The 24,295-nt window shown below is 68.9% G+C and carries 17 protein-coding genes; 9 read left to right on the top strand and 8 right to left on the bottom strand.

Annotated features, from left to right (window positions below):
- Positions 1-23: 23 nt before the first annotated feature.
- The 6 genes from I6I07_RS00340 to I6I07_RS00365 form a co-directional block, all read right to left on the bottom strand.
- The gene (locus I6I07_RS00340; protein WP_198485275.1) at positions 24-686 is read right to left on the bottom strand and encodes a helix-turn-helix transcriptional regulator; all 663 of its coding nucleotides are present in this window, start codon (positions 684-686) and stop codon (positions 24-26) included.
- 53 nt (positions 687-739) lie between these two features.
- Complete coding sequence (locus I6I07_RS00345) at positions 740-2,209, bottom strand: efflux transporter outer membrane subunit (RefSeq protein ID WP_198485277.1); 1,470 nt, start codon at positions 2,207-2,209, stop codon at positions 740-742.
- Positions 2,210-2,219: 10 nt separating this feature from the next.
- Positions 2,220-5,339 (bottom strand): MexW/MexI family multidrug efflux RND transporter permease subunit, encoded by a 3,120-nt coding sequence (locus I6I07_RS00350; RefSeq protein WP_198485279.1) that lies wholly within the window; start codon positions 5,337-5,339, stop codon positions 2,220-2,222.
- 16 nt (positions 5,340-5,355) lie between these two features.
- Positions 5,356-6,486: an efflux RND transporter periplasmic adaptor subunit gene (locus I6I07_RS00355; RefSeq protein WP_198485281.1), complete on the bottom strand. Its 1,131-nt coding sequence runs from the start codon at positions 6,484-6,486 to the stop codon at positions 5,356-5,358.
- A 248-nt stretch (positions 6,487-6,734) separates the two neighbouring features.
- On the bottom strand, positions 6,735-8,705 hold the full coding sequence (locus I6I07_RS00360; protein WP_198485282.1) for a BCCT family transporter: 1,971 nt from the start codon (positions 8,703-8,705) through the stop codon (positions 6,735-6,737).
- Positions 8,706-8,883: 178 nt separating this feature from the next.
- Complete coding sequence (locus I6I07_RS00365) at positions 8,884-9,507, bottom strand: TetR/AcrR family transcriptional regulator (RefSeq protein WP_006393381.1); 624 nt, start codon at positions 9,505-9,507, stop codon at positions 8,884-8,886.
- A 166-nt stretch (positions 9,508-9,673) separates the two neighbouring features.
- Here I6I07_RS00365 and I6I07_RS00370 point away from each other — a divergent pair, with 166 nt between their 5' ends.
- The 3 genes from I6I07_RS00370 to I6I07_RS00380 are packed head-to-tail and all read left to right on the top strand — an operon-like array spanning position 9,674 to position 15,542.
- Complete coding sequence (locus I6I07_RS00370; RefSeq protein WP_420094536.1) at positions 9,674-10,849, top strand: efflux RND transporter periplasmic adaptor subunit; 1,176 nt, start codon at positions 9,674-9,676, stop codon at positions 10,847-10,849.
- Complete coding sequence (locus tag I6I07_RS00375; RefSeq protein ID WP_198485284.1) at positions 10,846-14,019, top strand: efflux RND transporter permease subunit; 3,174 nt, start codon at positions 10,846-10,848, stop codon at positions 14,017-14,019. Before I6I07_RS00370 ends, I6I07_RS00375 begins: the two co-directional genes overlap by 4 nt.
- Positions 14,020-14,021: 2 nt before the next feature.
- The gene (locus tag I6I07_RS00380; protein WP_198485286.1) at positions 14,022-15,542 is read left to right on the top strand and encodes an efflux transporter outer membrane subunit; all 1,521 of its coding nucleotides are present in this window, start codon (positions 14,022-14,024) and stop codon (positions 15,540-15,542) included.
- Positions 15,543-15,583: 41 nt separating this feature from the next.
- Here I6I07_RS00380 and I6I07_RS00385 read toward each other — a convergent pair whose 3' ends face one another.
- On the bottom strand, positions 15,584-16,354 hold the full coding sequence (locus I6I07_RS00385) for an IclR family transcriptional regulator (RefSeq protein ID WP_006393377.1): 771 nt from the start codon (positions 16,352-16,354) through the stop codon (positions 15,584-15,586).
- A 14-nt stretch (positions 16,355-16,368) separates the two neighbouring features.
- Between I6I07_RS00385 and I6I07_RS00390 the strand changes: the two genes are divergently transcribed.
- From I6I07_RS00390 to I6I07_RS00415, 6 genes are all read left to right on the top strand, one after another.
- Complete coding sequence (locus I6I07_RS00390) at positions 16,369-16,623, top strand: hypothetical protein (RefSeq protein ID WP_198485288.1); 255 nt, start codon at positions 16,369-16,371, stop codon at positions 16,621-16,623.
- Positions 16,620-17,633 carry a Bug family tripartite tricarboxylate transporter substrate binding protein gene (locus I6I07_RS00395; protein ID WP_198485289.1) on the top strand — a complete coding sequence of 338 codons (1,014 nt, stop codon included), beginning with the start codon at positions 16,620-16,622 and terminating at the stop codon, positions 17,631-17,633. The genes I6I07_RS00390 and I6I07_RS00395 overlap by 4 nt, the downstream gene beginning before the upstream one ends.
- Positions 17,633-18,523 carry a polysaccharide deacetylase family protein gene (locus I6I07_RS00400; RefSeq protein ID WP_198485291.1) on the top strand — a complete coding sequence of 297 codons (891 nt, stop codon included), beginning with the start codon at positions 17,633-17,635 and terminating at the stop codon, positions 18,521-18,523. The genes I6I07_RS00395 and I6I07_RS00400 overlap by 1 nt, the downstream gene beginning before the upstream one ends.
- A complete protein-coding gene (locus tag I6I07_RS00405) occupies positions 18,520-19,290 on the top strand; it encodes a polysaccharide deacetylase family protein (protein WP_198485293.1) in 771 nt (256 codons plus the stop codon). The genes I6I07_RS00400 and I6I07_RS00405 overlap by 4 nt, the downstream gene beginning before the upstream one ends.
- A 216-nt stretch (positions 19,291-19,506) precedes the next feature.
- Complete coding sequence (locus I6I07_RS00410) at positions 19,507-20,643, top strand: C45 family autoproteolytic acyltransferase/hydolase (protein WP_198485295.1); 1,137 nt, start codon at positions 19,507-19,509, stop codon at positions 20,641-20,643.
- 73 nt (positions 20,644-20,716) lie between these two features.
- On the top strand, positions 20,717-22,279 hold the full coding sequence (locus I6I07_RS00415) for an ABC transporter substrate-binding protein (RefSeq protein WP_198485297.1): 1,563 nt from the start codon (positions 20,717-20,719) through the stop codon (positions 22,277-22,279).
- A 311-nt stretch (positions 22,280-22,590) separates the two neighbouring features.
- On the opposite strand, the gene I6I07_RS00420 is transcribed toward I6I07_RS00415, so the two are convergent.
- A complete protein-coding gene (locus I6I07_RS00420; RefSeq protein ID WP_198485299.1) occupies positions 22,591-24,150 on the bottom strand; it encodes an ABC transporter substrate-binding protein in 1,560 nt (519 codons plus the stop codon).
- Between the last annotated feature and the right edge of the window lie 145 nt (positions 24,151-24,295).

Below are 24,295 nucleotides of genomic sequence, written 5' to 3' on the forward strand. Positions count from 1 at the left end.
GCGGGACGCGCCGCCCCGGCAGCTCAGGCGCGCGCGCTGACGCGGTAGGCGCAGCGGCGCGCGCCCAGCAGGATGTGCTCTTCGCGCTCGACCCGCACCTGCGGACCCAGCACCTGCCGGAACAGTTCCAGCTCGCTGCGGCAAAAGCCCATACAGGCCTGGGCCGCCGCGCAGATGGGACAGTGGTTCTCGACGAACAGGAAGTCGTCGCCGTCGCGGCGCATCTCGGCCATGTAGCCTTCGGCCGAACGCACCCGCGCCAGGCTTTCGAGCCGTTGCGGCAGATCGCCGGCGTCCGCCAGCGCCTGCTGGTAGGTGGCCAGCATGGCGGCCTCGCGCACCGCAATCAGCTTGTCCACCCCGTCGTCGCCGAACACCTGGCGCACGGCGTTGATCATCTGCACCGTCATGTCGGCATGCGTGTCGGGGAAACGACGCTGCCCGGCGGCGGTCAGGAACCAGATCTGCGTGGGCCGGCCGCGCCCGGCGCTGCGGCTTTCCGAATCGACCAGGCCGTCCGCGTGCAGGCGCGCCATCTGCTGGCGCACCGCCTCGGCCGTGACGTCGAGCGCCTTGGCGATGACCGCGACCGACTGCGGGCCGCGCGTCTTGAGCGTCATGAGCACGCGGTCCGCCGGCTGGTGCGGTTGCCAGGAAATGGGATGGGACAGGCTGTCGTCGGACATGGAAGGTCGGAAAGGCGCTAAGCCCTTATGGTGCCACGAACCGCGTGCATTGGTCAGCCGGCCGGCGCGGACGCGGGCGACTCCGCTCGCGGGGTATCCGTTGCCGAAGGCGCCTCCCAGCCGCCGCCCAGCGCCTTGTAGAGCGCGACCAGGCTGGTGTAGGAAGCCGTTTCGGCCTGCGCCACCGCGTCCTGCGCCCGCAGCTGCGTGCGCTGCGCGTCCAGCACCGTCAGGTACGGCGCGCTGCCTTCGCGGTAGCGCAGGCGCGCCAGTTCCGCCGCGCGGCCGCTGTGGGCGGCCGCCTGCGCCAGGTTGCCGAGCCGTTGCTGGGTCTGGCCATACTGCGTCAGCGCGCCTTCCAGTTCCTCGACCGCCTGCAGCACGGTCTGCTCGTAGCGCGCCACCTCGCCCTGCGAACGCGCCTGCGCCGCGCGCTTGCGCGCCAGCGCGGTCGGCAGGTGGAAAGCCGGCCAGTTGACGCCGGGCGCCACGCTGAAGGCGCGGCTCGACGCGCTGCCGAAATCGGCGCCGCGCAGGGCCACGAAGCCGAGGAAGCCGCCCAGGTCGATGCGCGGATACAGTTCGGCGGTGGCCACGCCCACGTCGGCATTGGCCGCCGCCATGTTGCGCTCGGCCGCCCGGATATCGGGACGGCGCGACAGCAAGGCGCCAACGTCGCCGATCGGCAGGCGCGCCGCCAGCGGCGGCTGCGGCGTGGCCGCGTCCAGTTCGCCCAGTTCCACCGGCCGCAGGCCGGCCAGCACCGCCAGGCGGTACAGCGCCAGGCGCCGCGCGGTTTCCTGCAAGGGCACGCTGGCCTGCACGGTTTCGAGCTCGGCGCGGGCGCTGGCGAGGTCGCCCTCGTCGCCACGGCCCGCCGACACCATGGCCTGGATCACGCGCAGGCTGTCGCGTTGGCTGTCCAGGTTGGCGCGCGCCACCGCCAGGCGTTGCTCGGCGCCGCGCAACTCGAAGTAGTTGCGCGCCACTTCGGCCACCACCACGATGCGGGCCTGCGCCAGGTCGGCCTCCTGGGCCTCGCTGCGCGCCGCCGCGCCCTCGGCCGCGCGGCGCAGGCGGCCGAACAGGTCGATCTCCCAGGTGGCGTCAAAACCGGCGCGATAGCTCTTGGCCAGGTTGCGCTCGCCCGTCACGCCGGGATTGGCCTGCGACAGGCTGCGCTCGAAGCGCCCGCCCAGCGTCATGGTGGGGAACTGGTCGAGTTCCTTCTCATCCAGTACCGCGCGCGATTCGGCCAGGCGGGCCTGCGCGATGCGGATGTCGTGGTTGCGTTGCAGCGCCAGGGTCACCAGGCGGTCCAGCTGCGCGTCCTGCAACTGCTTCCACCAGTCCTGCTGCAGCCGGTCGGTGGAGAACAGGGTCTGTTCAGGGCTGGCCAGCGCCACCGGCGCGGCCAGGGGTTTCTGGTAGTCGGGGCCCACGGCGCAGCCGGCGGTGGCCAGCGCGGCCAGCAGCACCGTGGCGCCGCGGCGCAGGCGTTTGGACAGGTCGGGATGTTTCATGATGGGTTCCTCAATGCGATGCGGCGGGGCGCGGCGCGGCTGGCGGCGGCGCGTCCTCGGCCTGCGCCTGCGCCAGTTCGCGGGCACGCGGCGTGTCGTTGGCGGCGCGGTGGTCGCGCGCCAGCACGGTGTAGACGGTGGGCAGCACGAACAGCGTGAAGAGCGTGCCGACCAGCATGCCGACCACGATCACCAGGCCCAGGCTGTAGCGGCTGTGGGCGCCGGCGCCGCTGGCGAACAGCAGCGGGATCAGGCCCACCACCATGGCCGCGGTGGTCATCAGGATCGGGCGCAGGCGGATGCGGGCGGCGTGTTCCATCGCGCTGCGCCGGTCCAGGCCGTGGCTGACCTGCATCTCGTTGGCGAACTCCACCATCAGGATGCCGTGCTTGCTGATCAGCCCGATCAGCGTCACCAGCCCGATCTGCGTGTAGATGTTGATGGTCGCCATGCCCAGCGCCAGCGGGATCAGCGCGCCACAGATCGACAGCGGCACGCTCACCAGGATGATGAACGGGTCGCGCAGGCTTTCGTACTGCGCCGCCAGCACCAGGTAGATGACGATGATGGCGAAGATGAAGGTGATCATCAGCGCCGAGCCTTCCTGGCTGAACTGGCGCGCGTCCGACTGCCAGTCATAGCTGAAGCCGGCCGGCAGCTGCTGCGCCTGGCGCGTCAGGAACTGCACGGCGTCGCCCATGGTCACGCCCGGCATCGGGATGGCCTGGAAAGTGGCGGCGTTGAGCTGGTTGAACTGGGTCAGCTTGTTGGGCTCGACGCCCATCGACACCGACACGATGTTCGACAGCGGCACCTGCGCGCCGCTGGCGCTCTTGACGTAGTACCGCGCCAGCGATTCGGGCGAGATGCGCTGCTCGCGCAGGCTCTGCGGGATCACGTCGTACGAGCGGCCGTCCATGCCGAAGCGGTTGATGTAGTTCTCGCCCACCAGCACCGCCAGCGTGTCGCCCACCGCCTTCATGGTGACGCCCAGGCTGTTGGCCTTGGCGCGGTCCACCTTCAGCTGCACCACCGGGTTGTTGTAGTCCAGGTCGCTGTCGACCACCATGAAGAGGCCGCTGGTTCTGGCCGCCTTTTTCAGGTTCTCCATGGCCTCGTACACCACCGGATAGTCGGCCGCGCTCATGATGACCATCTGCACCGGCAGGCCGCCGGTCGAGCCGGGCAACGGCGGCAGCTGGAAGGCGAAGATGTTGCTGCCCTCGATCTGGTTGACCATCGACTGCATGTCGGCCTGGATCTGGTTGGCCGAGCGCTTGCGCTCGTGCCAGTCGACGAAGTCGACGCCGCCGATGCTGTTGGACACGCCGTCCGAGCCGTTGATGAGCCAGCGGCCTCTTTGCTCGGGCAGCGTCGCCATGACGTCGTCCCACTTCTTGCCGAACTTCTCGACGTAGTCGATGTTGGCGTGCTGCGGCGACTTGATCGCGGTCAGCACGGTGGATTGGTCCTCGACCGGCGCCAGCTCGCGCTGGGCGGCGTTGTACAGGAACGGCAGGCTGGCCATCACCGCCACCGCCACCAGGCCGGTGACCCAGCGATGGTGCAGCGACACATCCAGCAGCCGGCCATAGGCCTCGCCCAGGCGGCTGAAGAAATGCTCGGCGCGGCGCGCCATGCGGCCTTCGGACACCTGGCTATTGAGCAGGAACGAGCTCATCACCGGCGACAGCGTCAGCGCGATCACGCCCGACACCACCACCGCCCCCGCCAGCGTGAAGGCGAACTCCTTGAACAGCGAACCGGTCAGGCCGCCCATCAGGCCGATCGGCGCGTACACCGCCGCCAGCGTGATGGTCATGGCGATGACCGGGCCGGCCACCTCGCGCGCGCCGATCAGGGCCGCGCGCACCGGCGACTTGCCTTCCTCGATATGGCGGTGCACGTTCTCGACCACCACGATGGCGTCGTCCACCACCAGGCCGATGGCCAGCACCATGGCCAACAGCGTCAGCAGGTTCACGCTGAAGCCGAACAGCGCCATGATGGCCGCGCCGCCCAGCATCGACAGCGGGATGGTGACCACCGGGATCAGCACCGCGCGCAGCGAGCCCAGGCACAGGAAGATCACCGCCACCACGATGACGATGGCTTCCATCAGCGTATGCACCACGCCGTCGATCGAGGCGCTGATGAAGCGCGCCAGCTCGAACGGCACCTGCACGCTGGTGCCGGGCGGCAGGTTCTGCTTGATGTTGGGCAGCAGTTCGTTCAGGCGCTTGACGATCACCAGCGGGTTGCCCACCGGCGTGGCGTTCAGGCCGAAGTACACCGCCGGCTCGCCATCCATCAGGCCGCTGGAGTCGGTCGAGGCCGCGCCCAGTTCCACCGTGGCCACGTCGCCCAGGCGCACGATGGCGTCGCCCTCGCGCTTGACCACCATGTCGCGGAACTCGGCCACATTGACCAGGTCGGTGTTGACCTTGATGTTGGAGACCACGTACAGGCCCTTGGCCTGGCCGGGCGCCGCCTGCACGTTGTTCTGGCGCAGGGCCTCGGCCAGTTCGCCGGCCGAGATGCCGCGCGCGGCCAGCCGGTCGGGGTCGAGCCAGACGCGCATCGCCAGCTTCTGGCCGCCATACAGTTCCACGCTGGCCACGCCGTCGATCGACGAGAGCTGCGGCTGCACCACGCGCGACAGGTAGTCGGTCAGCGCCGGCAGCGACATGGTCGAGCTGGAGAACCCCACGTAGGCCACGGCCGTCGCCTCGCCGGCGGACTTGACCAGCACCGGGTCGTAGGCGTCCTGCGGCAGGCGGTATTTGACTTCGTTGACCTTGGCCATGACCTCGGTCATGGCCTTGTTGGAATCGGCGTTGAGCTTCATGCGCACGGTGATCACGCTGCGGCCCTGGGTCGAGGACGACGACAGGTAGTCGATGCCCTCGACGGTGGCGACGGATTGCGCGATCGGCTGGGTGACGAAGCCCTGCATCAGGTCGGGCGAGGCGCCCGGGTACTGCGTGGTGATGGTGATGGTGGTGCTTTCGGTCAGCGGGTATTGGCGGATCGGCAGGCCGCTCAGGGCGCGCAGCCCGAGCAGCAGCAACAGCGTGCTGACCACCAGCGCCAGCACTGGCCGGCGCACGAACAGATCGGTGAACTTCATGATCGACTCCGCGGGCTCAGCGGGCTTGCGCCACGGATTGCGGCGCGGCGTCCAGCGCCACGGTGTCCTGGGCGCTGATCTCGACGGCCGCGCCGTTGTGCAGGCGCAGCTGGCCCGAGGTCACCACGCGGTCACCGGGTTTCAAGCCCTTGGTCACTACCACCCGGCCGCGCACGCGCTCGGCGGTCTGCACGTAGGCCTGGGTCACGGTCGGCGGGGCCGACGCGTCGCCGGCCTTGGGCGGCGTCACCACGTAGACCGAGTCGCCGTAGGCGCTGTAGCTGATGGCCGTCTCCGGCACGGTCAGCACGCCGGGCCGCGGCGGCAGCAACACCTGGCCGTGGGCGAACATGCCCGCCGCCAGCGCGCCGTCGGCGTTGGCCAGCGTGGCCTGCACCCGCACGGTGCGCGAACCCGGGTCGACCTGCGGCTCGATGGTGGTGACCGCGCCGTCAAAGACCCGGCCGGCATGGGCATCGACCGTCACGGTCACGGGCTGGCCAGCGCGCAACGCGCCCAGCGCCTGTTCCGGCAAGGTGATGTTGGCGTAGACGCTGGCCGCGTCGGTCAGCGACACCAGCGGATCGCCGGCGCGGGCGAACTGGCCCAGGTTGACCCGACGCACGCCCAGCACGCCGTCGAACGGGGCCTTGATGCGCTTCTGCTCGATCAGGGCCTGGATGCGCCTGATCTCGCCGGCGGCCTGATCGTAGTCGGCCTGGGCCTGGTCCAGCTGTTCGCGGGTCGCGGCCTGCTGCGGCAACAGGCGGCGGGTGCGCTCCAGCAGCGTGCGGGCGTTCCTGGCCTGGGCCTGCAGGCGCGCCAGCTCGCCCTGCTCGGGCGCGTCGTTCAGTTGCACCAGCAGTTGCCCGGCGCGCACCCGCTCGCCAGGGGTGAACAGGATCTGCGCCACCCGGCCGTCGACTTCGGCCGGCACCAGCACCTGCCGCGTCGCCTCGAGCGAGGCGATGCCCGACAGCGCAGCCGGGAAATCCGCCTGCAGCACCGGCGCCACCGCCACCTTGGCTGGCGCCATGGCCCAGCCCCCTTTGTGCTGCGCCCCGCCGAATTTCCAGTACAGCCCGCCCCCCGCCACTACCGCCAGGACCAGCACCCCGGCGGCCCATGCACCCGATTTCGCCTTCATGATTCTCTCGCTATTTATCAAAGGAATGGCTTGGATAATCCTCGAAAAATCAGACGAAGTCAAAAAACCTAAAGTAATGTTGAGGATTGAGAAAACCTATCGGCGGGAAATGGGCAAAAAAAGCCGCCGGCGAAGGCCGGCGGTTTGCGGGGAAAGCTCGCGGGGAAAGGGACGTGCGCCCAGGGTGCGTGGCGTCGGGCGCCTCCCGGCGCCAGGAACGAGCGCCGCGAGACAAGCGGGCGCTATGGCTAGGTACGCACCATGTGCAGGTAGTGGCGGTGGCGTTCGTACTGGTCGAGGATGTCGCCGATGACGGCGTCGCGGCTCCAGCCCATGATGTCGTAGTCCTGCCCGCCTTCGCGCAGGTGGACCTCGGCGCGGAAGTACTTGCGTTCCTCTTCGTCGGCGGCCTCTTCGGGCGTCAGGCTGGGCCGCACGAAGGCCTGCGGCTGCACCGAATAGAAGAAGTCCAGGTGCTCGCCGTGGTTCACCTCCAGCACCACCCCGCCCTCGCCGTCGCCTTCCTTGACGGCAACCGCGTAGCCCTGCTTGCGCAGTTCATCGGCCACGTCTTCCAGCGCCGGGGTCACCACGTCCGCAATGAAGCGCAGCACGTGGGCGCGGCGCGGCATCATGACCATGTTGCGCAGCCGCCGCTCCCAGGACTGGCCGCCGCGCGTCGGGCGCGACAGCGTCAGCGACTGGTAGCGGATGCCGCGCTTGGTGGCGTCGAGCCTGAGCGCCTTGAACAGGCCCCACAGTGACAGCAGCAGGATGACCGAGAACGGCAGCGCGCTGGCGATGGTGGCCGTCTGCAGCGCTGTCAGGCCGTCGGCCAGTAGCAGTGCAATGGCCACCGCCCCCATGGACAACGACCAGAAGATGCGCTGCCACACCGGCGTGCGGTCGGCGCCGCCCGAGGCCAGCAGGTCGACCACCAGCGCGCCGGAGTCGGCCGAGGTGACGAAGAACACCGCCACCATCGCGATCGCGAAGATCGATATCACGCCGCTCCAGGGCAATAGTTCGAAGAACGCGAACAGCGCCAGGGAGTTGTCGCCCTTGACGGTGTCGGCGAAACCCGTGATGCCGTCGACCAGGATGAAGTGGATGGCGGTGTCGCCGAACACCGTCATCCAGAACAGCGTGAACCCGGCCGGCACCAGCAGCACGCCGCTGACGAATTCGCGGATGGTGCGGCCGCGCGAGATGCGGGCGATGAACAGGCCCACGAACGGCGACCAGGCGATCCACCAGCCCCAGTAGAACAGGGTCCAGCCGCCGATCCAGTCGGTCGGCTCGTAGGCGTACAGGTTGAAGGTCTTGTTGACGATGTCCGACAGGTAGGCGCCGGTGTTCTGCACGAAGGTCTGCAGCAGGAACACCGTGGGGCCGGCCACCAGCACGAACAGCAGCAGGATCACCGCCAGCACCATGTTGGCCTCGGACAGGATGCGGATGCCCTTGTCCAGGCCGCTGGCCACCGACAGCGTGGCCAGGCCGCAGGTGATCACGATCAGGATGATCTGCGGCATCACGCCGACCGGAATGCCGAACAGGTGGTTCAGGCCGCTGTTCATCTGCGCCACGCCCAGCCCCAGCGAGGTGGCCACGCCCAACACGGTGCCGATGATGGCGAAGATGTCGACGGCATGGCCGATGGGGCCGTGGATGCGGTTGCCGATCAGCGGATACAGCGCCGACCGCAGCGTCAGCGGCAGGCCGTGTCGGAAGCTGAAGAACGCCAGCGTCAGCGCCACCACCGCGTAGATGGCCCAGGCGTGCAGGCCCCAATGGAAGAAGGTGATCTTCATGGACTCGCGCGCGGCGGCCGCCGTGGCGCCCTCGCCCACCGGCGGCGACATGAAGTGCATGACCGGCTCGGCCACGCCGAAGAACATCAGGCCGATGCCCATGCCCGCCGAGAACAGCATGGCGAACCAGGTGAAGTTGCGGTAATCCGGCTCGCTGTGGTCCGGGCCCAGCTTGATATCGCCGTAGCGGCTGATGGCCAGGAATGCCACCGACAGCAGGATGATGGCGACCACCAGGATGTAGAACCAGCTGGCGTTGCCCAGGATCCAGCCCTGGATCGATTCGAACAGATTCTGCGCGGTCCTGGGCGCCGCGATGGCGAAGCCCACCAGCAGCAGCGTGAATAATGCCGCCGTGTAGAAGACCGGGCGATTGATAGTGGATGGTCGGGTTTCTGAAGACATGCTGCCGCTCCTTTCGCCCGAGGGATGCCTGAGGCTGCGGCGCTGGCCCCCTCAGTCCAGCCGGCGCGCCGCCGTTATTACTATCATGCCGCCGCAGCCCGTGACAATGCCCGCGTGCCCATGGCGCGCCCGGCGGCCCGGCAACGGCCGCCCGCGCCGGTCGTCTTCAGGACAGGGCCTAGCCGGGGTCGCGTTCGCCGAACACCACGCGGCGGAAGAATCCGGCCAGCACCGATTCGGTGGTCTCGGCGCTGACGTTCTGCGGATCGAAGGCGAAACTGAACTGCATGCCGTCGGATAGCGCCAGCAGGCCGATGGCCAATTCGCGCGCGGGCAGCGGCAGGGGCGTGCCGACGCGCTCGGAGAACTGGCGGATGTACTCGGTGGTGGCTTCGCGCAGCTCGCCCATGCAGGCGATGAAGCCGACCCGGAATTCCGGGTCGCGGGCGGCCTGCAGCTTGGCTTCCATCCACAGCAGGAAGCACTCGTTGTCGCGGAAATGCGTGCTGTAGTAGTGCAGCACGCTGTCTTCCATCTGCTGGCGGGTCTCGCCGGCCTCGAAGATGGCGCGCATGTCGCCCATGACGTTTTCATGGTCGCGCTTGAGCAACTGCAGGAACAACTCGGACTTGCTGGCGAAATTGGAATAGAAGGCGCCGCGGGAGTAGCCGGCCAGCTCGGCGATGTCCTCGACGCTGGCGGCCACGAAACCCTTGGTCAGGAAGATCGATTGCGCGGCATCGAGCAGACGCTGGCGCGTCTGGTCACGGCTTTGCTCTCGGGTAAGGCGGACTTTTGACATGCGGCGATTCTATCATCTGGAACGATTTCAGATTCACACTTGTATTTGAATACACACCCGCATTAGAATCCATCCCGTATCGGATTGCCAGGGTGTCGCGCCGGCCTGCAAGGGCCTGCCGCCTCGCGTCCCGTTCCCCCCTCTTGCCCGCGTCGCGAGGTGTTTCGTGAATTCTTCAGGTTCTTGCGCGTCCGTCGCCGCGCGCAATCCCGCCGCCACCGCGGCGTTTTTCCGCTCACCGCTGCGCCGCCCCTGGCCCGCGCTCGCCCTGGCGCTGACGCTGGCGCTGGCCGGCTGCGGCAGCAAGGAAGCCGAGCCGCCGCCGCCGCGGCCGGTGGTGGCCATGCCCGCCAAGGCCGACGCGGCCCTGCCGGCCTGGACCCTGCCGGGTGAAGTGCAGGCGCGCTACAGCACGCCGCTGTCGTTCCGGGTGGGCGGCAAGATCATCGAGCGCAAGGTGCGCCTGGGCGACACGGTCAAGCCCGGCCAGGTGGTGGCCAAGCTCGACCCCGCCGACGCCACCAAGAACGCCGCCGCCGCCCGCGCCCAGCTTTCGGCCGCCCAGCACCAGCTGGACTACGCCAAGCAGCAACTGGACCGCGACCGCGCCCAGGCCAAGGAAAACCTGATCGCCGCCAACCAGCTCGAGCAGACCCGCAACGCCTACGCCTCGGCGCTGGCGCAGCGCGACCAGGCGGCGCAGCAGGCCGCCCTGTCGGCCGACCAGCTCAACTACACCACCCTGGCCGCCGACCACGCCGGCGTCATCACCGCCGAGCAGGCCGACACCGGCCAGAACGTGGCGGCGGGCCAGGCGGTCTACAACCTGGCCTGGGCCGGCGACGTCGACGCCCTGTGCGACGTGCCTGAAAGCGTGCTGGCGGGCCTGGCCATCGGCCAGCGCGCCACCGTCACGCTGGCGCCGCTGCCCGGCAAGACCTTCACCGCCGTGCTGCGCGAGATCGCGCCGGCGGCCGATCCGCAGAGCCGCACCTACCGCGCCAAGCTGACGCTGGAAGCGCCCTCGCCCGAGGTGCGGCTGGGCATGACGGCCAACATCAGTTTCGACAACCGCCAGGCCAACGGCGCCACCACCTTCACGGTGCCGGCGACCGCGCTGTTCCATGACGGCACCGAACCCGCCGTCTGGATCGTCAAGCCGCAGGAAGACACGCTGGAACTGCGCCGCGTGCAGGTGCTGCGCTACGACGCCCGCAGCGTCACCCTGACGCAAGGCGTGCAGGCCGGCGAGCGCGTGGTCTGGCAGGGCGTGCACGCCGTGTCGGCCGGCGAGAAGGTCCGCGCGGTGCCGCCGCTGCACCCCGAGGACTTCGCATCATGAGCGCGCCGGTTCCCGAAAACCCGAACGCCGCGCACCGCCACGAGGAAGGCAAGTTCAACCTGTCGGCCTGGGCCCTGCGGCACCAGCCCCTGGTGATCTTCCTGATCACGCTGGTGACGCTGTTCGGCGTGCTGTCGTATTCGCGCCTGGCGCAGTCGGAAGACCCGCCCTTCACCTTCCGCGTGATGGTCATCAAGACCCTGTGGCCCGGCGCCACCTCGCAGCAGGTGCAGGAACAGGTCACCGACCGCATCGCCAAGAAGCTGCAGGAAACGCCGTCCACGGACTTCCTGCGCAGCTACTCGCGCCCCGGCGAATCGCTGATCTTCTTCACCATGAAGGACTCGGCGCCGGCCAGCGAGGTCGCCAACGAGTGGTACCAGGTGCGCAAGAAGGTCGGCGACATCGGCGCGACCTTGCCGCAGGGCGTGCAGGGGCCGTTCTTCAATGACGAGTTCGGCGACGTCTACACCAACATCTACACGCTGGCGGGCGACGGCTTCTCGCCGGCGCAGCTGCGCGACTACGCCGACAACCTGCGCACCGTGCTGCTGCGCGTGCCGGGCGTGGCCAAGGTCGACTACTTCGGCGAGCAGCCCGAGCACGTCTACATCGAGATCAGCAACACCCAGCTGACGCGCCTGGGCGTGTCGCCGCAGCAGATCGCCGAGGCCATCAACAGCCAGAACGCGGTGGCCAGCGCCGGCACCCTGACCACGGCCGACGACCGCGTCTTCGTGCGTCCCAGCGGCCAGTTCCAGGACACCCGGGCGCTGGCCGAGACGCTGATCCGCGTCAACGGCAAGTCGATCCGGCTGGGCGACATCGCCACCATCCACCGCGGCTACGACGATCCCCCGGCCGAGCAGATGCGCACGCGCGGCGAGCCGGTGCTGGGCATCGGCATCACCATGCAGCCAGGCCAGGACGTGGTGCACCTTGGGAAGGCGCTGGACGCCAAGTTCGGCGAACTCAAGGCGCGCCTGCCGGCCGGCCTGACGCTGACCGAAGTGTCGAGCATGCCCAAGGCGGTGTCGTTCTCGGTGGACGAGTTCCTGCGATCGGTGGCCGAGGCCGTGGCCATCGTGCTGATCGTGAGCCTGGTGTCGCTGGGCCTGCGCACCGGCATGGTGGTGGTGATCTCGATTCCGGTGGTGCTGGCCGTGACCGCGCTGTTCATGGACATGTTCGGCATCGGCCTGCACAAGGTCTCGCTGGGCACGCTGGTGCTGGCGCTGGGCCTGCTGGTGGACGACGCCATCATCGCGGTCGAGATGATGGCGGTGAAGCTGGAACAGGGCTGGAGCCGCGCGCGCGCCGCCGCCTTCGCCTACACCAGCACCGCCTTCCCGATGCTGACCGGCACGCTGGTGACGGTGGCCGGCTTCCTGCCGATCGCGCTGGCCAAGTCCAGCACCGGCGAATACACCCGCTCGATCTTCCAGGTGTCGGCGATCGCGCTGATCACCTCGTGGTTCGCCGCGGTGGTGCTGATCCCGCTGCTGGGCTACCGCATGCTGCCCGAGCGCAAGCGCGAGGCGCACCTGCCCGACGACCACGAGCACGACATCTACAACACCCGCTTCTACCAGCGCCTGCGCGGCTGGGTGGCGTGGTGCGTGGACCGCCGCTGGCGCGTGCTGCTGGCGACCGTGACGCTGTTCGTGGTGTCGATGGTCGGCTTCGGCCTGGTGCCGCAGCAGTTCTTCCCCAGCTCGGACCGCACCGAACTGCTGGTGGACGTGCGGCTGCAGGAAGGCGCCTCGTTCGCCGCCACGCTGCGCCAGGTCGAACGGCTGGAGAAGGTGCTGGACGGCCGGCCCGAGATCGCCCATTCGGTGAGCTTCGTCGGCACCGGCGCGCCGCGCTTCTACCTGCCGCTGGACCAGCAGCTGGCCACGCCCAACTTCGCCCAGATCGTCATCACCGCCCACTCGGTGGAAGACCGCGAGAAGCTGGCGCACTGGCTCGAACCGGTGTTGCACGAGCAGTTTCCGGCGATCCGCAGCCGCCTGTCGCGGCTGGAGAACGGCCCGCCGGTGGGCTTCCAGGTGCAGTTCCGCGTCAGCGGCGACAAGATCCCCGAGGTGCGCCAGGTGGCCGAGAAGGTGGCCGCCGAAGTGCGCGCCGACAGCCGCTCGGTCAACGTGCAGTTCGACTGGGACGAGCCGTCCGAGCGCTCGGTGCGCTTCGACATCGACCAGCAGAAGGCGCGCGAAGTGGGCGTAAGCTCCAACGACATCTCCAGCTTCCTGGCGATGACGCTGTCGGGCTACACCGTGACGCAGTACCGCGAGCGCGACAAGCTGATCAACGTCAGCCTGCGCGCCCCCGACAGCGAACGGGTCGATCCGGGCCGCCTGGCCACGCTCGCCATGCCCACGCCCAACGGCCCGGTGCCGCTGGGCAGCCTGGGCCACGTGCGCTATGGCCTGGAATACGGCGTCATCTGGGAACGCGATCGCCAGCCCACCATCACCGTGCAGGCCGACGTCAAGGCCGGCGCGCAGGGCATCGACGTCACCCATGCGATCGACCGGAAGCTGGACGCGCTGCGCGCCGAACTGCCGGTGGGCTACCGCATCGAGGTCGGCGGCCCGGTCGAGGAAAGCGCCAAGGGCCAATCATCCATCAACGCGCAGATGCCCATCATGGTCGTGGCGGTGCTGACGCTGCTGATGGTGCAGCTGCAGAGCTTCGCCCGCGTGCTGATGGTGGTGCTGACGGCGCCGCTCGGCCTGATCGGCGTGGTGGCCGCGCTGCTGCTGTTCGGCAAGCCGTTCGGCTTCGTCGCCATGCTGGGCGTGATCGCGATGTTCGGCATCATCATGCGCAACTCGGTGATCCTGGTCGACCAGATCGAGCAGGACATCAGCGCCGGGCACAAGCGCGTCGACGCCATCGTCGGCGCCACCGTGCGGCGCTTCCGTCCCATCACCCTGACGGCCGCGGCCGCGGTGCTGGCGCTGATCCCGCTGCTGCGCAGCAACTTCTTCGGCCCCATGGCCACCGCGCTGATGGGCGGCATCACCAGCGCCACGGTGCTGACGCTGTTCTTCCTGCCCGCGCTGTACGCGGCCTGGTTCCGCGTGCGCCACGACGAGCGCGAGGAACCCGAAGGCGTGCCGCCCGGCGCCCACGCCGGCGACAACGTAGAACGAGGAGCCTGACGATGCCTATCCGTCTCCCGACCCCGGCCTGGCGCCTGGCCACCCTGCCGCTGCTGCTGGCGCTGGGCGCCTGCGCCTTCGCCCCCGACAGCAAGCCGCCGGCCATGGCGCAGCCCGCGCAATACGGCGTCGAGGCGCTGCCCGCCGCCGGCGCGCCGGCGCAGGGCGTGGCGCAGCGTTATGCGCGCGACGCCGGCCCCGTGCCCGAATGGTGGAAACGCTTCGGCTCCGAGGCGCTCAATGCCATGGTGGAGGAAGGCCTGGCCAACAGCCCCGACCTGGCCGCGGCCGAACGCAACCTGGCCGGCGCCCGCGAGCAATTGCGCGGGCAGGTCAATTCGTCGCTGCTGCCGTCTATCGATGCCGGCGCCGACGTCACGCGCAAGCGCGCGCTGACCATGCCCAACCTGCCGGAACCGACCGCGCTCTACAACGTGTTCACCGGCCAGGTGCAGGCCAAGTACGACCTGGACCTGTTCGGCGCGGCGCGCTTCGAGAACGTGTCGCGCGCGGCCCATGTGGAACAGCAGGCGTTCCAGCTGGAATCGGCGCGCCGTTCGCTGGCCGGCAACATCGTCACCGGCGCCATCACCTCGGCCTCGCTGGCCGAGCGCGTGGCGCTGACCGAAAAGCAGGTGGTGCTGGCGCGCCAGGTGGCGCGCGACACGCAGCGCCGCTATGAGCTGGGCTCGGCCTCGCAGAACGACGCGCTGCAGGCCGACCAGGACGCCGCCACGCTGGAGGCCTCGCTGCCGGGCCTGCGCGCGCAGTGGCAGACCACCCGCCACGCGCTGGCGGTGCTGATGGGCCGCAGCCCCGACCAGGCGCCGCCGGACCTGGCCTTCGCCATGCTGGCCGTGCCCGCGGAAGTGCCGGTGCTGGTGCCGTCCGAACTGCTGGCGGCGCGGCCCGACATCCATATCGCCGAGGCCGTGCTGCGCGCGGCGGCGGCCGACGTCGGCGTGGCCACGGCGCAACTGTTCCCCAGCCTGTCTCTGTCCGCCTCGATGGGCAAGGGCGGCTTCAGCTGGCCGACGGCGCTGTCGGGCGCGGGTTCGATCTGGGCGGTGGGCGCGTCGCTGACGCAGCCGATCTTCCATGGCGGCGCGCTGCTGGCCGAGCGCAGCGCCGCCAAGGAGCGCTATGAAGCGGCGGTGCTGCAATACAAGCAGACCGTGCTGACCGCGTTCCGCGACGTGGCCGACACGCTGGCGCAGCTGGATGCGGATGGGCAGGCGCTGGCGTCGGCCGAGGCCTCGCGCCGGTCCGCCGAGCAGTCACACCGCAACACCGCCAACCGCGTGCGCCTGGGCGCGCTGGCGCCGTACACCGCGTATGCCAGCGAACAGCATTACGTCGCGGCGCGGGTGCGGGAAGTGGAATACGCCAATGCCCGCCTGACCGAAACGGCGGCGCTGTTCCAGGCGATGGGTTCGCCGGTGCGCGCGCCGCAGCCGGCCGCGGGTGGCGACGCGGCCGAATCGCAAGCGCCTCGGCAGCAGCAGCAGCAGCAGCAGCAGTAACCCGCGCCGCTCGATCCGAGCGGCCCACAGGCCCCCGACGCCTACGGCGCGGGGGCCTGTTCCTTGATACGGGAAGCGAGCGCCATGGACTCGATGCGCCGCGCCGCCGCCTGCAGCAGCGCCGTGGTCTTGTCCTGCGCGATGGTGTTGAGCCGGGTCGCCAGGAAGGTCACGGTCAGCGCGCCGAAGATGCGCCGGTCTTCCTGGAACACCGGCACCGCGATGCCGGCGCGTTCCGGCGAGATCTCCCCCACCCCCAGATAGGCGCCGCGCACCCGGATCTCGTCCAGGCGGCGGATGAAGTCGGCCTGCGTCGGCCCCAGGCCCGCGGCCTCGATCTCGGCGGCGTGTCCGTCGTACAGCTTGCGCTGGTCCTTGCGCGGCAGGAACGCGATGATGGTCTTGGCGGTGGCGCCGCGAAACAACGGGTGGGCGCGGCCGCGGCCGTGCGGGATGCCGAGCGCGTCGGGCCCGCGTTCGTGGTGGATGTTGAGGATCCGCAGGCCGTGGATGACGCTGAGCAGCACGTCGCCGCCGACCTGGTCCACCACCTCGCGCATGATCGGCCGGGCCACGCCCAGCACCGGATCGCCGTCGATGATGAGATGGTCCAGCTCGATGATGCGCGGCCCCAGCTTGTAGCCGCCGCCCGTCATGCGCAGCAGGTAACCCAGGTCCGACAGGTCGCGGATGTAGCGGTAGCCGGTCGGCGCCGAATAGGACAGCTTGGAGATGATCTCTTCCGCCGTCAGCACCGGCGTGGCCAGGCTGAAGAGGTCGAGGATCGCGAGGGCGCGCTTCAGGGTGGACATGGAATCGGCGGGCAGTGGGCGAGGCGGAACCGGCGCAGCGTATCACAGCGATCCCGGCGCGCCCCGGCGCCATAACCCGCCGCTATCGCTTCTCACCCAACGCCCTGTTTCTTGCTATCGTCTTCGCTGTTTTTATCATTTATAGAGAAAAACCAATTGGTAAAGATTGTTTTTTATCGAATAATGATACTGAAGCAGTAGACCAGCGGACAGCGAAAAGTCCGCGTCCCGCCTTGCCCGGCATGCACATCCAAGGGGAAATCGCATGAAGCAGTCCAGCAGCAGGCCCGGCGGCATCAGCCGCCGGCAATTCATGGCGGCGTCGGCCGCCTCGTTGGCGGGCGCCGCGCTCGCCCGTCCCGGCCTGGCCCGCGCGGCCGGCTATCCGTCGGAACGCCCGATCCAGTTCATCGTGCCGTTCCCGGCGGGCGGCGGCACCGACCTGGTGGCGCGGCCGCTGGCCCAGGGCATCGGCGAAGCGCTCAAGCAGAGCGTGGTGGTGATCAACAAGGGCGGCGCGGCCGGCATCATCGGCACCCAGCAGGCGGCGCGTTCGGCGCCCGACGGCTACACCGTCGCGCTCGGCTCCACCGGCACCCACACCGTGAACCAGAGCCTGTACGAGAACATCGCGTACGACCCCATCAAGGACTTCGAGCCGGTCTCGATGGTCTGCTACTACAACAACGTGCTGGTGGTGCACCCGTCGTTTCCGGCCAGGACCCTGCAGGAGTTCGTCGCCCTCATCAAGGCCAACCCCGGCAAGTACTTCTACGGCATCACGCAGAACGGCAGCTCGGCGCACCTGGCGATGGAGCTGCTGAAAGCCACCGCCGGCCTCGACCTGCCCGGCGTGCCCTACAAGGGCGCGGCGGCGGCGGTCAACGACTTCCTGGGCGGCCAGTTCCCGGTGCTGATGGACGTGGTGATCAACCAGCAGCAATTCATCCAGGGCGGCAAGTCGCGGCCGCTGGCGGTGACGTCCAGCGCGCGCTCGCCCGCCCTGCCCGACGTGCCGACGGTGGCCGAGTCCGGCTATCCGGGCTATCAGGCGATCGGCTGGAACGGCGTGTTCGTGCCCGCCGGCACGCCGCCCGCCATCGTCCAGACGCTCAACGGCGCGGTGCAAAGCGCGCTCAAGCAGCCCGCCCTGGCGCAACTGACCCAGAACGGGCTGGAACTGCACGGCGGCACGCCCGACGAGCTGCGCCGTTTCGTCGCCACCGAAAGCGAGAAATGGCGCGCCCTGATCAAGAACGCCAACATCAAGGCCACCTGATGCAAGCCATTCCTTATGGCGTCCCGCTGGACGCCGCCGCCAACCCCTGGCTGGCGCTCGACCATGAACTGCGCGCCCAGGGCCGGCGCGCGCCCTCGGCCCCGCCGGTGCGGGCCGTGGTGTGCGTGACCGTGCACGTCGACGGCCCCGCCGTCGAGGTCGGCCGCAAGCAATTCCCCGGCGCCGGCATCCATACCGCCGGCCGCTACGCCATCCGCCGCGGCGTGCCGCGCCACCTGGAGATCCTGGCGCGCCACGCCCTGCCGGCGACCTTCTTCGCCTGCGGCTACGACGTCGAGCACTACCCCGAGACCTTCCGCGCCATCCTGGCCGCCGGCCACGAGATCGCCGCCCACGGCTACCTGCATGAGGCCTGGGACCTGGGCGAGGACGAACCCGCGCTGCTGGAAAAGACCCACACCCTGATCCAACGGCAACTGGGCGTGACGCCGGCGGGCTGGTGTTCGCCGTCGGGCCGCAAGAGCCACCGCACCCTGCCCACGCTGCGCCGGCTCGGCTACTGCTATGACGCCAGCGAAAAGGACCGCGACCGCCCCTATCTGCCGGCCGGCGGCGACGATGGCTTCGTCATGCTGCCGAACAACACGGTGTCGCTGGACGACTATCCGTTCTATTTCACCGGCCACAGCCTGGCCGCCGAGGCCTGCGACAACTGGATCGAGGAATTCGAGGCGCTGCGCCAGGCCGAGGGCTACATCCATTTCACCGTGCACCCCAAGGCCGCCGGCGGTTCCGGCACGCCGGCGCGCGCCGCCGCCATGGACCGCTTCCTGGCCCACGTCGCCGCCCAGCCGGACGTGCACTGCATGACGCTGGAAGCCCTGGCCCGCCATTGCCTGGCCCACCCCGCCGCCTGGAGAATCGCATGACGGGCCCCAAGACCGTACTGGTCACCCTCAACGTACAGGGCATCGGCCCCGAAGCCGCCACCCGCCCGGAACACGAACTGCACGGCCGCGACGGCCATGGCCGCTATACCTATGGCGGCGGCCTGGCGCGGGTGCTGGACATGCTGCGGCGCCAGGAGATCCGCGCCACGCTGTTCTGGCCGGCCTTCGAGGCCGAGCGCTGCCGCGACCTGCTGGAACAGAGCCTGCGCGACGGCCACGAAGCCGCCTCGCAGGGCAACGCCTTCGAGGACCTGGCCGCGCTCGGCGAGCGCGAGGCCGAAGTCCTGCAACGCGGCCGCGACCGTCTGGCGGCGCTGACCGGCCAGGCGCCGCGGGGCTTTCGCTGGACCGGCGGCGGCTTCAGCCCGCGCACCCTGCCGCTGCTGCGCGAGCTGGGCTACCGCTACGACAGCAGCGCCATCGACGACGACGCGCCCTACGCGCTGGACGCGGACGGCGCCCCCGGCATGGTCGAACTGCCCTGGAGCGAAGGCCTGTGCGACGCCAGCCATTTTGGCCGCCGCGTCACCCAGGACCGCGCCTATGCGCACCTGGCCGAACAGGGCGACGCCCTGCTGGCGGCCGAGGGCTACGCCTGCCTGACGCTGCACCCGCGCGCCGACAACGGCGTCGGACGCGCCGCCCGGTTGCAGATGATCGAACGGCTGCTCGACCGGCTGCGCGCCGCCGGCGCCGGCTTTGCCCGCTGCGACGACCTGGCGCGCGAACACGCGGCCGGCGCCTGACCGATGCGCCGCCGCCCTGCCGGCGCGGCCTGTCCCCGGCCTGGCGGCGGCATCCGGCGGACGCAGCGGCGGTCTCCCCGGGCAACTGCCGCGGGTCCTGGCGGACCGTTATCCCCGGGCAAACCCTGGGTAATATTGGCGCCAAAATAAGCTAATATTTTTGCAACATTCCCTCCTCTCCCCCGACCTCACGGCGCCTGGCGCCGCTATCCGTCCATGACCCAGATCACCCAATTCCCGTTCGTATCGGTCTCCGGTACTCCCGACGCCCGCGGCCGCGCCTATGGCCAGCAAGCCGCCGATCGCGTGCGCAAGAGCGCCGCCATGTACGGCCAGACGCTGGTCGACCTGGGTTACGACGCCATGGCGCGCACCCGCCTGATCGAGAGCTTCGCCCGCGAAATCGAGAACTTCGCGCCGCACTACCTCGAGGAAATGCGCGGCATCGCCGCCGGCGCCAACGTGCCGTTCGAAGACATCGTGATGGTCAACGCCCGCACCGAAGTCATCGCCAAGGCCCGCGCCGAAAAGAAGAAGGCCGCCGAGCTCGAACCCGGCGACGGCTGCACCGGCGCCCTGATCCTGCCGACCCGCTCGGCCAATGGCCGCCTGATCCACGGCCAGAACTGGGACTGGCGCGCCGAGTGCGCCGAGACCGCCATCGTGCTGCGCGTGCGCAACGACAACGGCCCGGACATCCTGACCTTCGTCGAGGCCGGCGGCCTGGCCCGCAGCGGCCTGAACAGCGCCGGCGTGTCGATCACCGCCAACTACCTGGAATCCGACCGCGACTTCCGCCAGCTCGGCGTGCCGCTGTCGCTGATCCGCCGCAAGGTGCTGGAACAGGAACACTTCGCGCTGGCGATCAAGGCGGTCAGCACCACCCAGAAGTCCTGCTCCAACAACATCATGATCGGCATGGCCGCGGGCTTCGGCGTCGATTACGAATGCACCACCGATGAAGCCTTCCCGATCTACCCGGGCGCCGACGACCTGATCGTGCACGCCAACCACTGGGTCAGCGAAGTCGCCCTGGGCAAACTGCGCGACACCGGCCGCGCCAGCACCCCGGAAAGCGCCTACCGCGACTGGCGCGTGCGCCGCCTGCTGAACGAAAAGGACAAGCTGACCCGCGAAGACCTCAAGCGCGCGCTGTTCGACGACTTCGGCACGCCCTACTCGGTCTGCCGCCCGCCGCGTCCCGGCAGCCACGACAACCTGTCGGCCACCGTCGCCATGGTCGTCATGGAACCGGCCGCAGGCCTGATGGAAGTGGCGCCGCTGCCGGCGCTGAACCGCACCTTCACCCGTTACAGCCTGGACGCCGAGCCCGAGCTGCTGGCCGCGGCCTGAGCTTTCCCGGTCCCTTGACCGCCGGCGGCGGCCGGATCCCCCGGCCGCCCGCGCAACCCCTGGAAACGCATCCATGAAAACAAAACTCCTGACTACCGCGGTTGCCCTGGCGCTGGGCGCGCTGGCCGGCTCCGCCCTGGCCCAGGCGCCGGCGCCGCTGCGCATCTCGTTCACCGCCGACATCCGCTCGACCGAGCCCGGCGTCAACCGCGACAGCAACAGCGACGCGGTCGTGCTGCACATCGTCGAAGGCCTGGTGGCCTACGGCGAGGACGCCGAAGTCCGCCCGCTGCTGGCCGAATCCATCGACATCAGCCCCGACGGCAAGACCTACACCTTCAAGCTGCGCCAGGGCGTCAAGTTCCACAACGGCGCGCCGCTGACCTCGGCCGACGTGCTCTGGACCTGGCAGCATTACACCGCCGCCAACTCCGGCTGGCGCTGCGCCAGCGAATTCGATGGCCGCGGCACCGTCAAGGTCACCAGCGTCGAGGCGCCCGACGCCCAGACCGTGGTCTATCACCTGGAAAAACCCAGCAGCCTGTTCCTGGCCTCGCTGGCGCGCGCCGACTGTGGCGGCACGGGCATCCTGCAGAAGGCCTCGGTCAAGGCCGACGGCAGCTGGGACAAGCCCATCGGCACCGGCCCCTTCGCCTTCGCCGAATGGAAGCGCGGCGAGTACGTGCGCCTGACCAAGTTCGCCGACTACGCCAACCGCGACGGCAAGCGCGACGGCTACGCCGGCTCCAAGCGCCCCTTGGTGGACGAAGTGCGCTTCGTCATCGTGCCCGACGACTCCACCGCCAAGGCCGCCCTGCAACGCGGCAACATCGACATCATCGAGGACGTCTCCAACAACGACGTGCCGGTGCTGCAAGGCACCCCCAACGTCAAGGTCGCCTACGCGCCCGTCATGAGCATGACCGCGCTGCTGCTGCAGACCAAGGACCCGCTGCTGTCCAATCCCAAGATCCGCCAGGCCCTGGCCCACGCCATCGACTACGACCAGCTCGCCGCCGCCGTCACCGAAGGCCTGGCCAAGCCCAACAACTCCATCGTCCCGCTGGTCTCGCCGTACAACGACGCCGCCCAGAAGGAAGGCTGGAAATACGACCCCGCGCTGTCCCAGAAGCTGCTCAAGGAAGCCGGCTACAAGGGCCAGGAACTGGAACTGATCACGACCAAGCGCTACCCGCAGTCGTACAACTCCGCCGTCATCATCCAGGCCATGCTGCAGGCCGTCGGCATCAACGCCAAGCTGTCCGTGTCCGAATGGGCCACCCAGCTCGACCGCTACAACGCCGGCACCTACCAGATGATGACCTTCCCGTACTCCGCCCGCCTGGACGCGGCGCTGAACTACGAAATGGTCACCGGCGACAAGGCCAAGCAGCCGCGCAAGGTCTGGGACAACCCCGAAGCCCAGAAACTCCTGGACGCCGCCTCGGTCGACACCGACCACGCCAAGCGCCAGGCCTCCTTCGACCAGCTGCACAAGCTGTTCCTGGCCGACGTCCCCAGCATCCCGCTCTACAACGGCCTGGACATCGGCGCCTTCCGCACCGACATCAAGGGCTACACCCCCTGGGCCGTGAAAAAGCCGCGCGCCTGGGAAGTGGAACGCGTGGCGAAGTAAATCCAGCGCACCGCACCAAACGAAGAGGCCGCGAAAGCGGCCTCTTTGCATTGCGACACCCGAAAAAATAAAACCGCCCCGGCAACCGTCAAGCTTCAACGGTCGAGTCCGGGGCGGCGTTGGCCTGGCGTGCGCGGGGCGTGTAGATGCGCCCGAGGGAATCCGTAGGTAGCCGAAGGCGGACGAGGATGACAAAGGGGAAGTCCGGAGCGAACGCTCCGGACCGCAATCGTAGCCCCGCGCACGGCAGGCCAACGCCGCCCCGGACGGCCCCCAAAAAAACAACCGTCCGCCAAAAACCTACTAACTACTTACTTGCCAACGATCTTAGTCTCCCAAGCCCGCGGCTTCCCCTCCCAAACCGAAAACCCCTCGACCCGCTTATTCGTCGCCCAAGCATCCGCCCCGTTATAAAGCACCAGCAACGGCGTCTGCTCCAACATCAACGCATGCAGCTGGTCAAACAGCTTCTGCCGCTTGGCCGGATCCGACTCCAGGAAGCTCTCGTCGATCAGCTTCTGCGCCTCGGGATCATCCCAGACCTTGCGCGGCTGCTTGGTCTTGTCGCCCGCGAACTGCTCGAAGCTCAGCGCCGGATCGATCCGCGACGAGAACGTGAACGAACTGATCTGGTACTTGCCCGTGTTGTAGCGGTCCAGCTGCGTGGCCCATTCCAGCACCTCGATCTTGGCATTGATGCCCACCGCCTGCATCATCGCCTGCGCGATCACCGCCACCTGGTAGCTCGGCACGTGCGCGCGCTTGTTGGCGTAGATCACGATCGGCTCGCCCTTGTAGCCCGCTTCCTTGAGCAGCTGCTGCGCGCGCGCCGGATCGTACTTGTAGGTGCGCTTCTCGGTCTCCTGGTAATAGGCCGACCCGGCGTACACCGCCGAGTTGTTCAACTGGCCCAGGCCTTCGGAGGCCGCCGCCACCACCTGAGGGATGTCCAGCGCCGCCGCGATCGCCTGGCGCAGCTTGACGTTCTTGAGCACCGGATCCTGCGTCTGGAACAGCAGCGTGTGCTTGGTGGCGTCGTGCGGGCTCATCACCGACACGGTCGCGCTCTTCTTCAGTTCGGCCACATCCGTGATGGTGATCTGGCTGGCGTCGATCGCGCCCGACACCAGGCCGGCCTTGGCGGTCGAGGGGTCCGGCACCACCAGGAACTTGACCTCGTCGGCCAGCGGGCGCTTGGCGCCGACGTAGCCGTCCGGCTTGTCGCCAGCGCTGGGCGAGACATAGTCCTTGAACGCGGTCAGCAGCACGTATTCGCCGCGCTTCCATTCCTTGAACTGGTACGGACCGGTGCCGACCGGCGCCTTCCAGGAGCCATCGGCGTTGACCGAGTCCTTGCTCAGGATCGCGGTCATGCCGCAGTCGGTGCGGGCCAGCGAGTCGAGGAACACGGCCGACTTGCGGTCGATCTTCATGATGACGGTCTGCGCGTCGGGCGCGGACACGTCCGTGACCTTCAGGCCGTTGCGGCCGTCGAAGTCGCTGCGGCAGCGCCAGTCCGTCTTCGCGTCCATGTAGCGCTGCCAGCTCCAGATCACGTCGGCCGACGTCAGCGTGGCGCCGTTGTGGAACTTGACGCCGTCGCGCAGCTTGAAGGTATAGGTCAGGCCGTCTTCCGACAGGTCGACCGATTTGGCCAGCAGCGGCGCCACCGTGCCGTTCTCCCGGTAGCCGACCAGGCCTTCCACCATATTCAGCACCACGCCGTCGGTGGTGTTGTCGCGGTTGACGCCCGGATTGGTCGAGCGGATGTCGGCCGGCTGGGCGATGGTCAGGGTGGCGGCCTGGGCCGCGCCTGCGCCGGCCAGGGCCAGGCTGAGCGCGAGCGCTCGGGAAACAGGAAGGTGGTGCATTGTAAAAACTCCCCCGGGGGCATGCGACGCCGGATTCATAACTATATTGGCGCCAAAAATAGCTGCCCATTATGAAGACTAATGGCCGATGCGGTATCCGGGGTATCCCTGAAAGCGGCCCCAAAATGACCGCGGCGGCCTCCTT

The sequence above is a fragment of the Achromobacter deleyi genome (assembly GCF_016127315.1).
GTDB classification, from domain to species: Bacteria; Pseudomonadota; Gammaproteobacteria; order Burkholderiales; family Burkholderiaceae_B; genus Achromobacter; species Achromobacter insuavis_A.

Bases quoted from the DNA above. Each gene is read 5' to 3' on its own strand.
- I6I07_RS00360 (WP_198485282.1), bottom strand. From the start codon at position 8,705: ATGTCTTCAGAAACCCGACCATCCACTATCAATCGCCCGGTCTTCTAC.
- I6I07_RS00350 (WP_198485279.1), bottom strand. From the start codon at position 5,339: ATGAAGTTCACCGATCTGTTCGTGCGCCGGCCAGTGCTGGCGCTGGTG.
- I6I07_RS00410 (WP_198485295.1), top strand. From the start codon at position 19,507: ATGACCCAGATCACCCAATTCCCGTTCGTATCGGTCTCCGGTACTCCC.
- I6I07_RS00380 (WP_198485286.1), top strand. From the start codon at position 14,022: ATGCCTATCCGTCTCCCGACCCCGGCCTGGCGCCTGGCCACCCTGCCG.
- I6I07_RS00340 (WP_198485275.1), bottom strand. From the start codon at position 686: ATGTCCGACGACAGCCTGTCCCATCCCATTTCCTGGCAACCGCACCAG.
- I6I07_RS00345 (WP_198485277.1), bottom strand. From the start codon at position 2,209: ATGAAACATCCCGACCTGTCCAAACGCCTGCGCCGCGGCGCCACGGTG.
- I6I07_RS00355 (WP_198485281.1), bottom strand. From the start codon at position 6,486: ATGAAGGCGAAATCGGGTGCATGGGCCGCCGGGGTGCTGGTCCTGGCG.
- I6I07_RS00365 (WP_006393381.1), bottom strand. From the start codon at position 9,507: ATGTCAAAAGTCCGCCTTACCCGAGAGCAAAGCCGTGACCAGACGCGC.
- I6I07_RS00385 (WP_006393377.1), bottom strand. From the start codon at position 16,354: ATGTCCACCCTGAAGCGCGCCCTCGCGATCCTCGACCTCTTCAGCCTG.
- I6I07_RS00395 (WP_198485289.1), top strand. From the start codon at position 16,620: ATGAAGCAGTCCAGCAGCAGGCCCGGCGGCATCAGCCGCCGGCAATTC.
- I6I07_RS00405 (WP_198485293.1), top strand. From the start codon at position 18,520: ATGACGGGCCCCAAGACCGTACTGGTCACCCTCAACGTACAGGGCATC.
- I6I07_RS00375 (WP_198485284.1), top strand. From the start codon at position 10,846: ATGAGCGCGCCGGTTCCCGAAAACCCGAACGCCGCGCACCGCCACGAG.
- I6I07_RS00420 (WP_198485299.1), bottom strand. From the start codon at position 24,150: ATGCACCACCTTCCTGTTTCCCGAGCGCTCGCGCTCAGCCTGGCCCTG.
- I6I07_RS00400 (WP_198485291.1), top strand. From the start codon at position 17,633: ATGCAAGCCATTCCTTATGGCGTCCCGCTGGACGCCGCCGCCAACCCC.
- I6I07_RS00415 (WP_198485297.1), top strand. From the start codon at position 20,717: ATGAAAACAAAACTCCTGACTACCGCGGTTGCCCTGGCGCTGGGCGCG.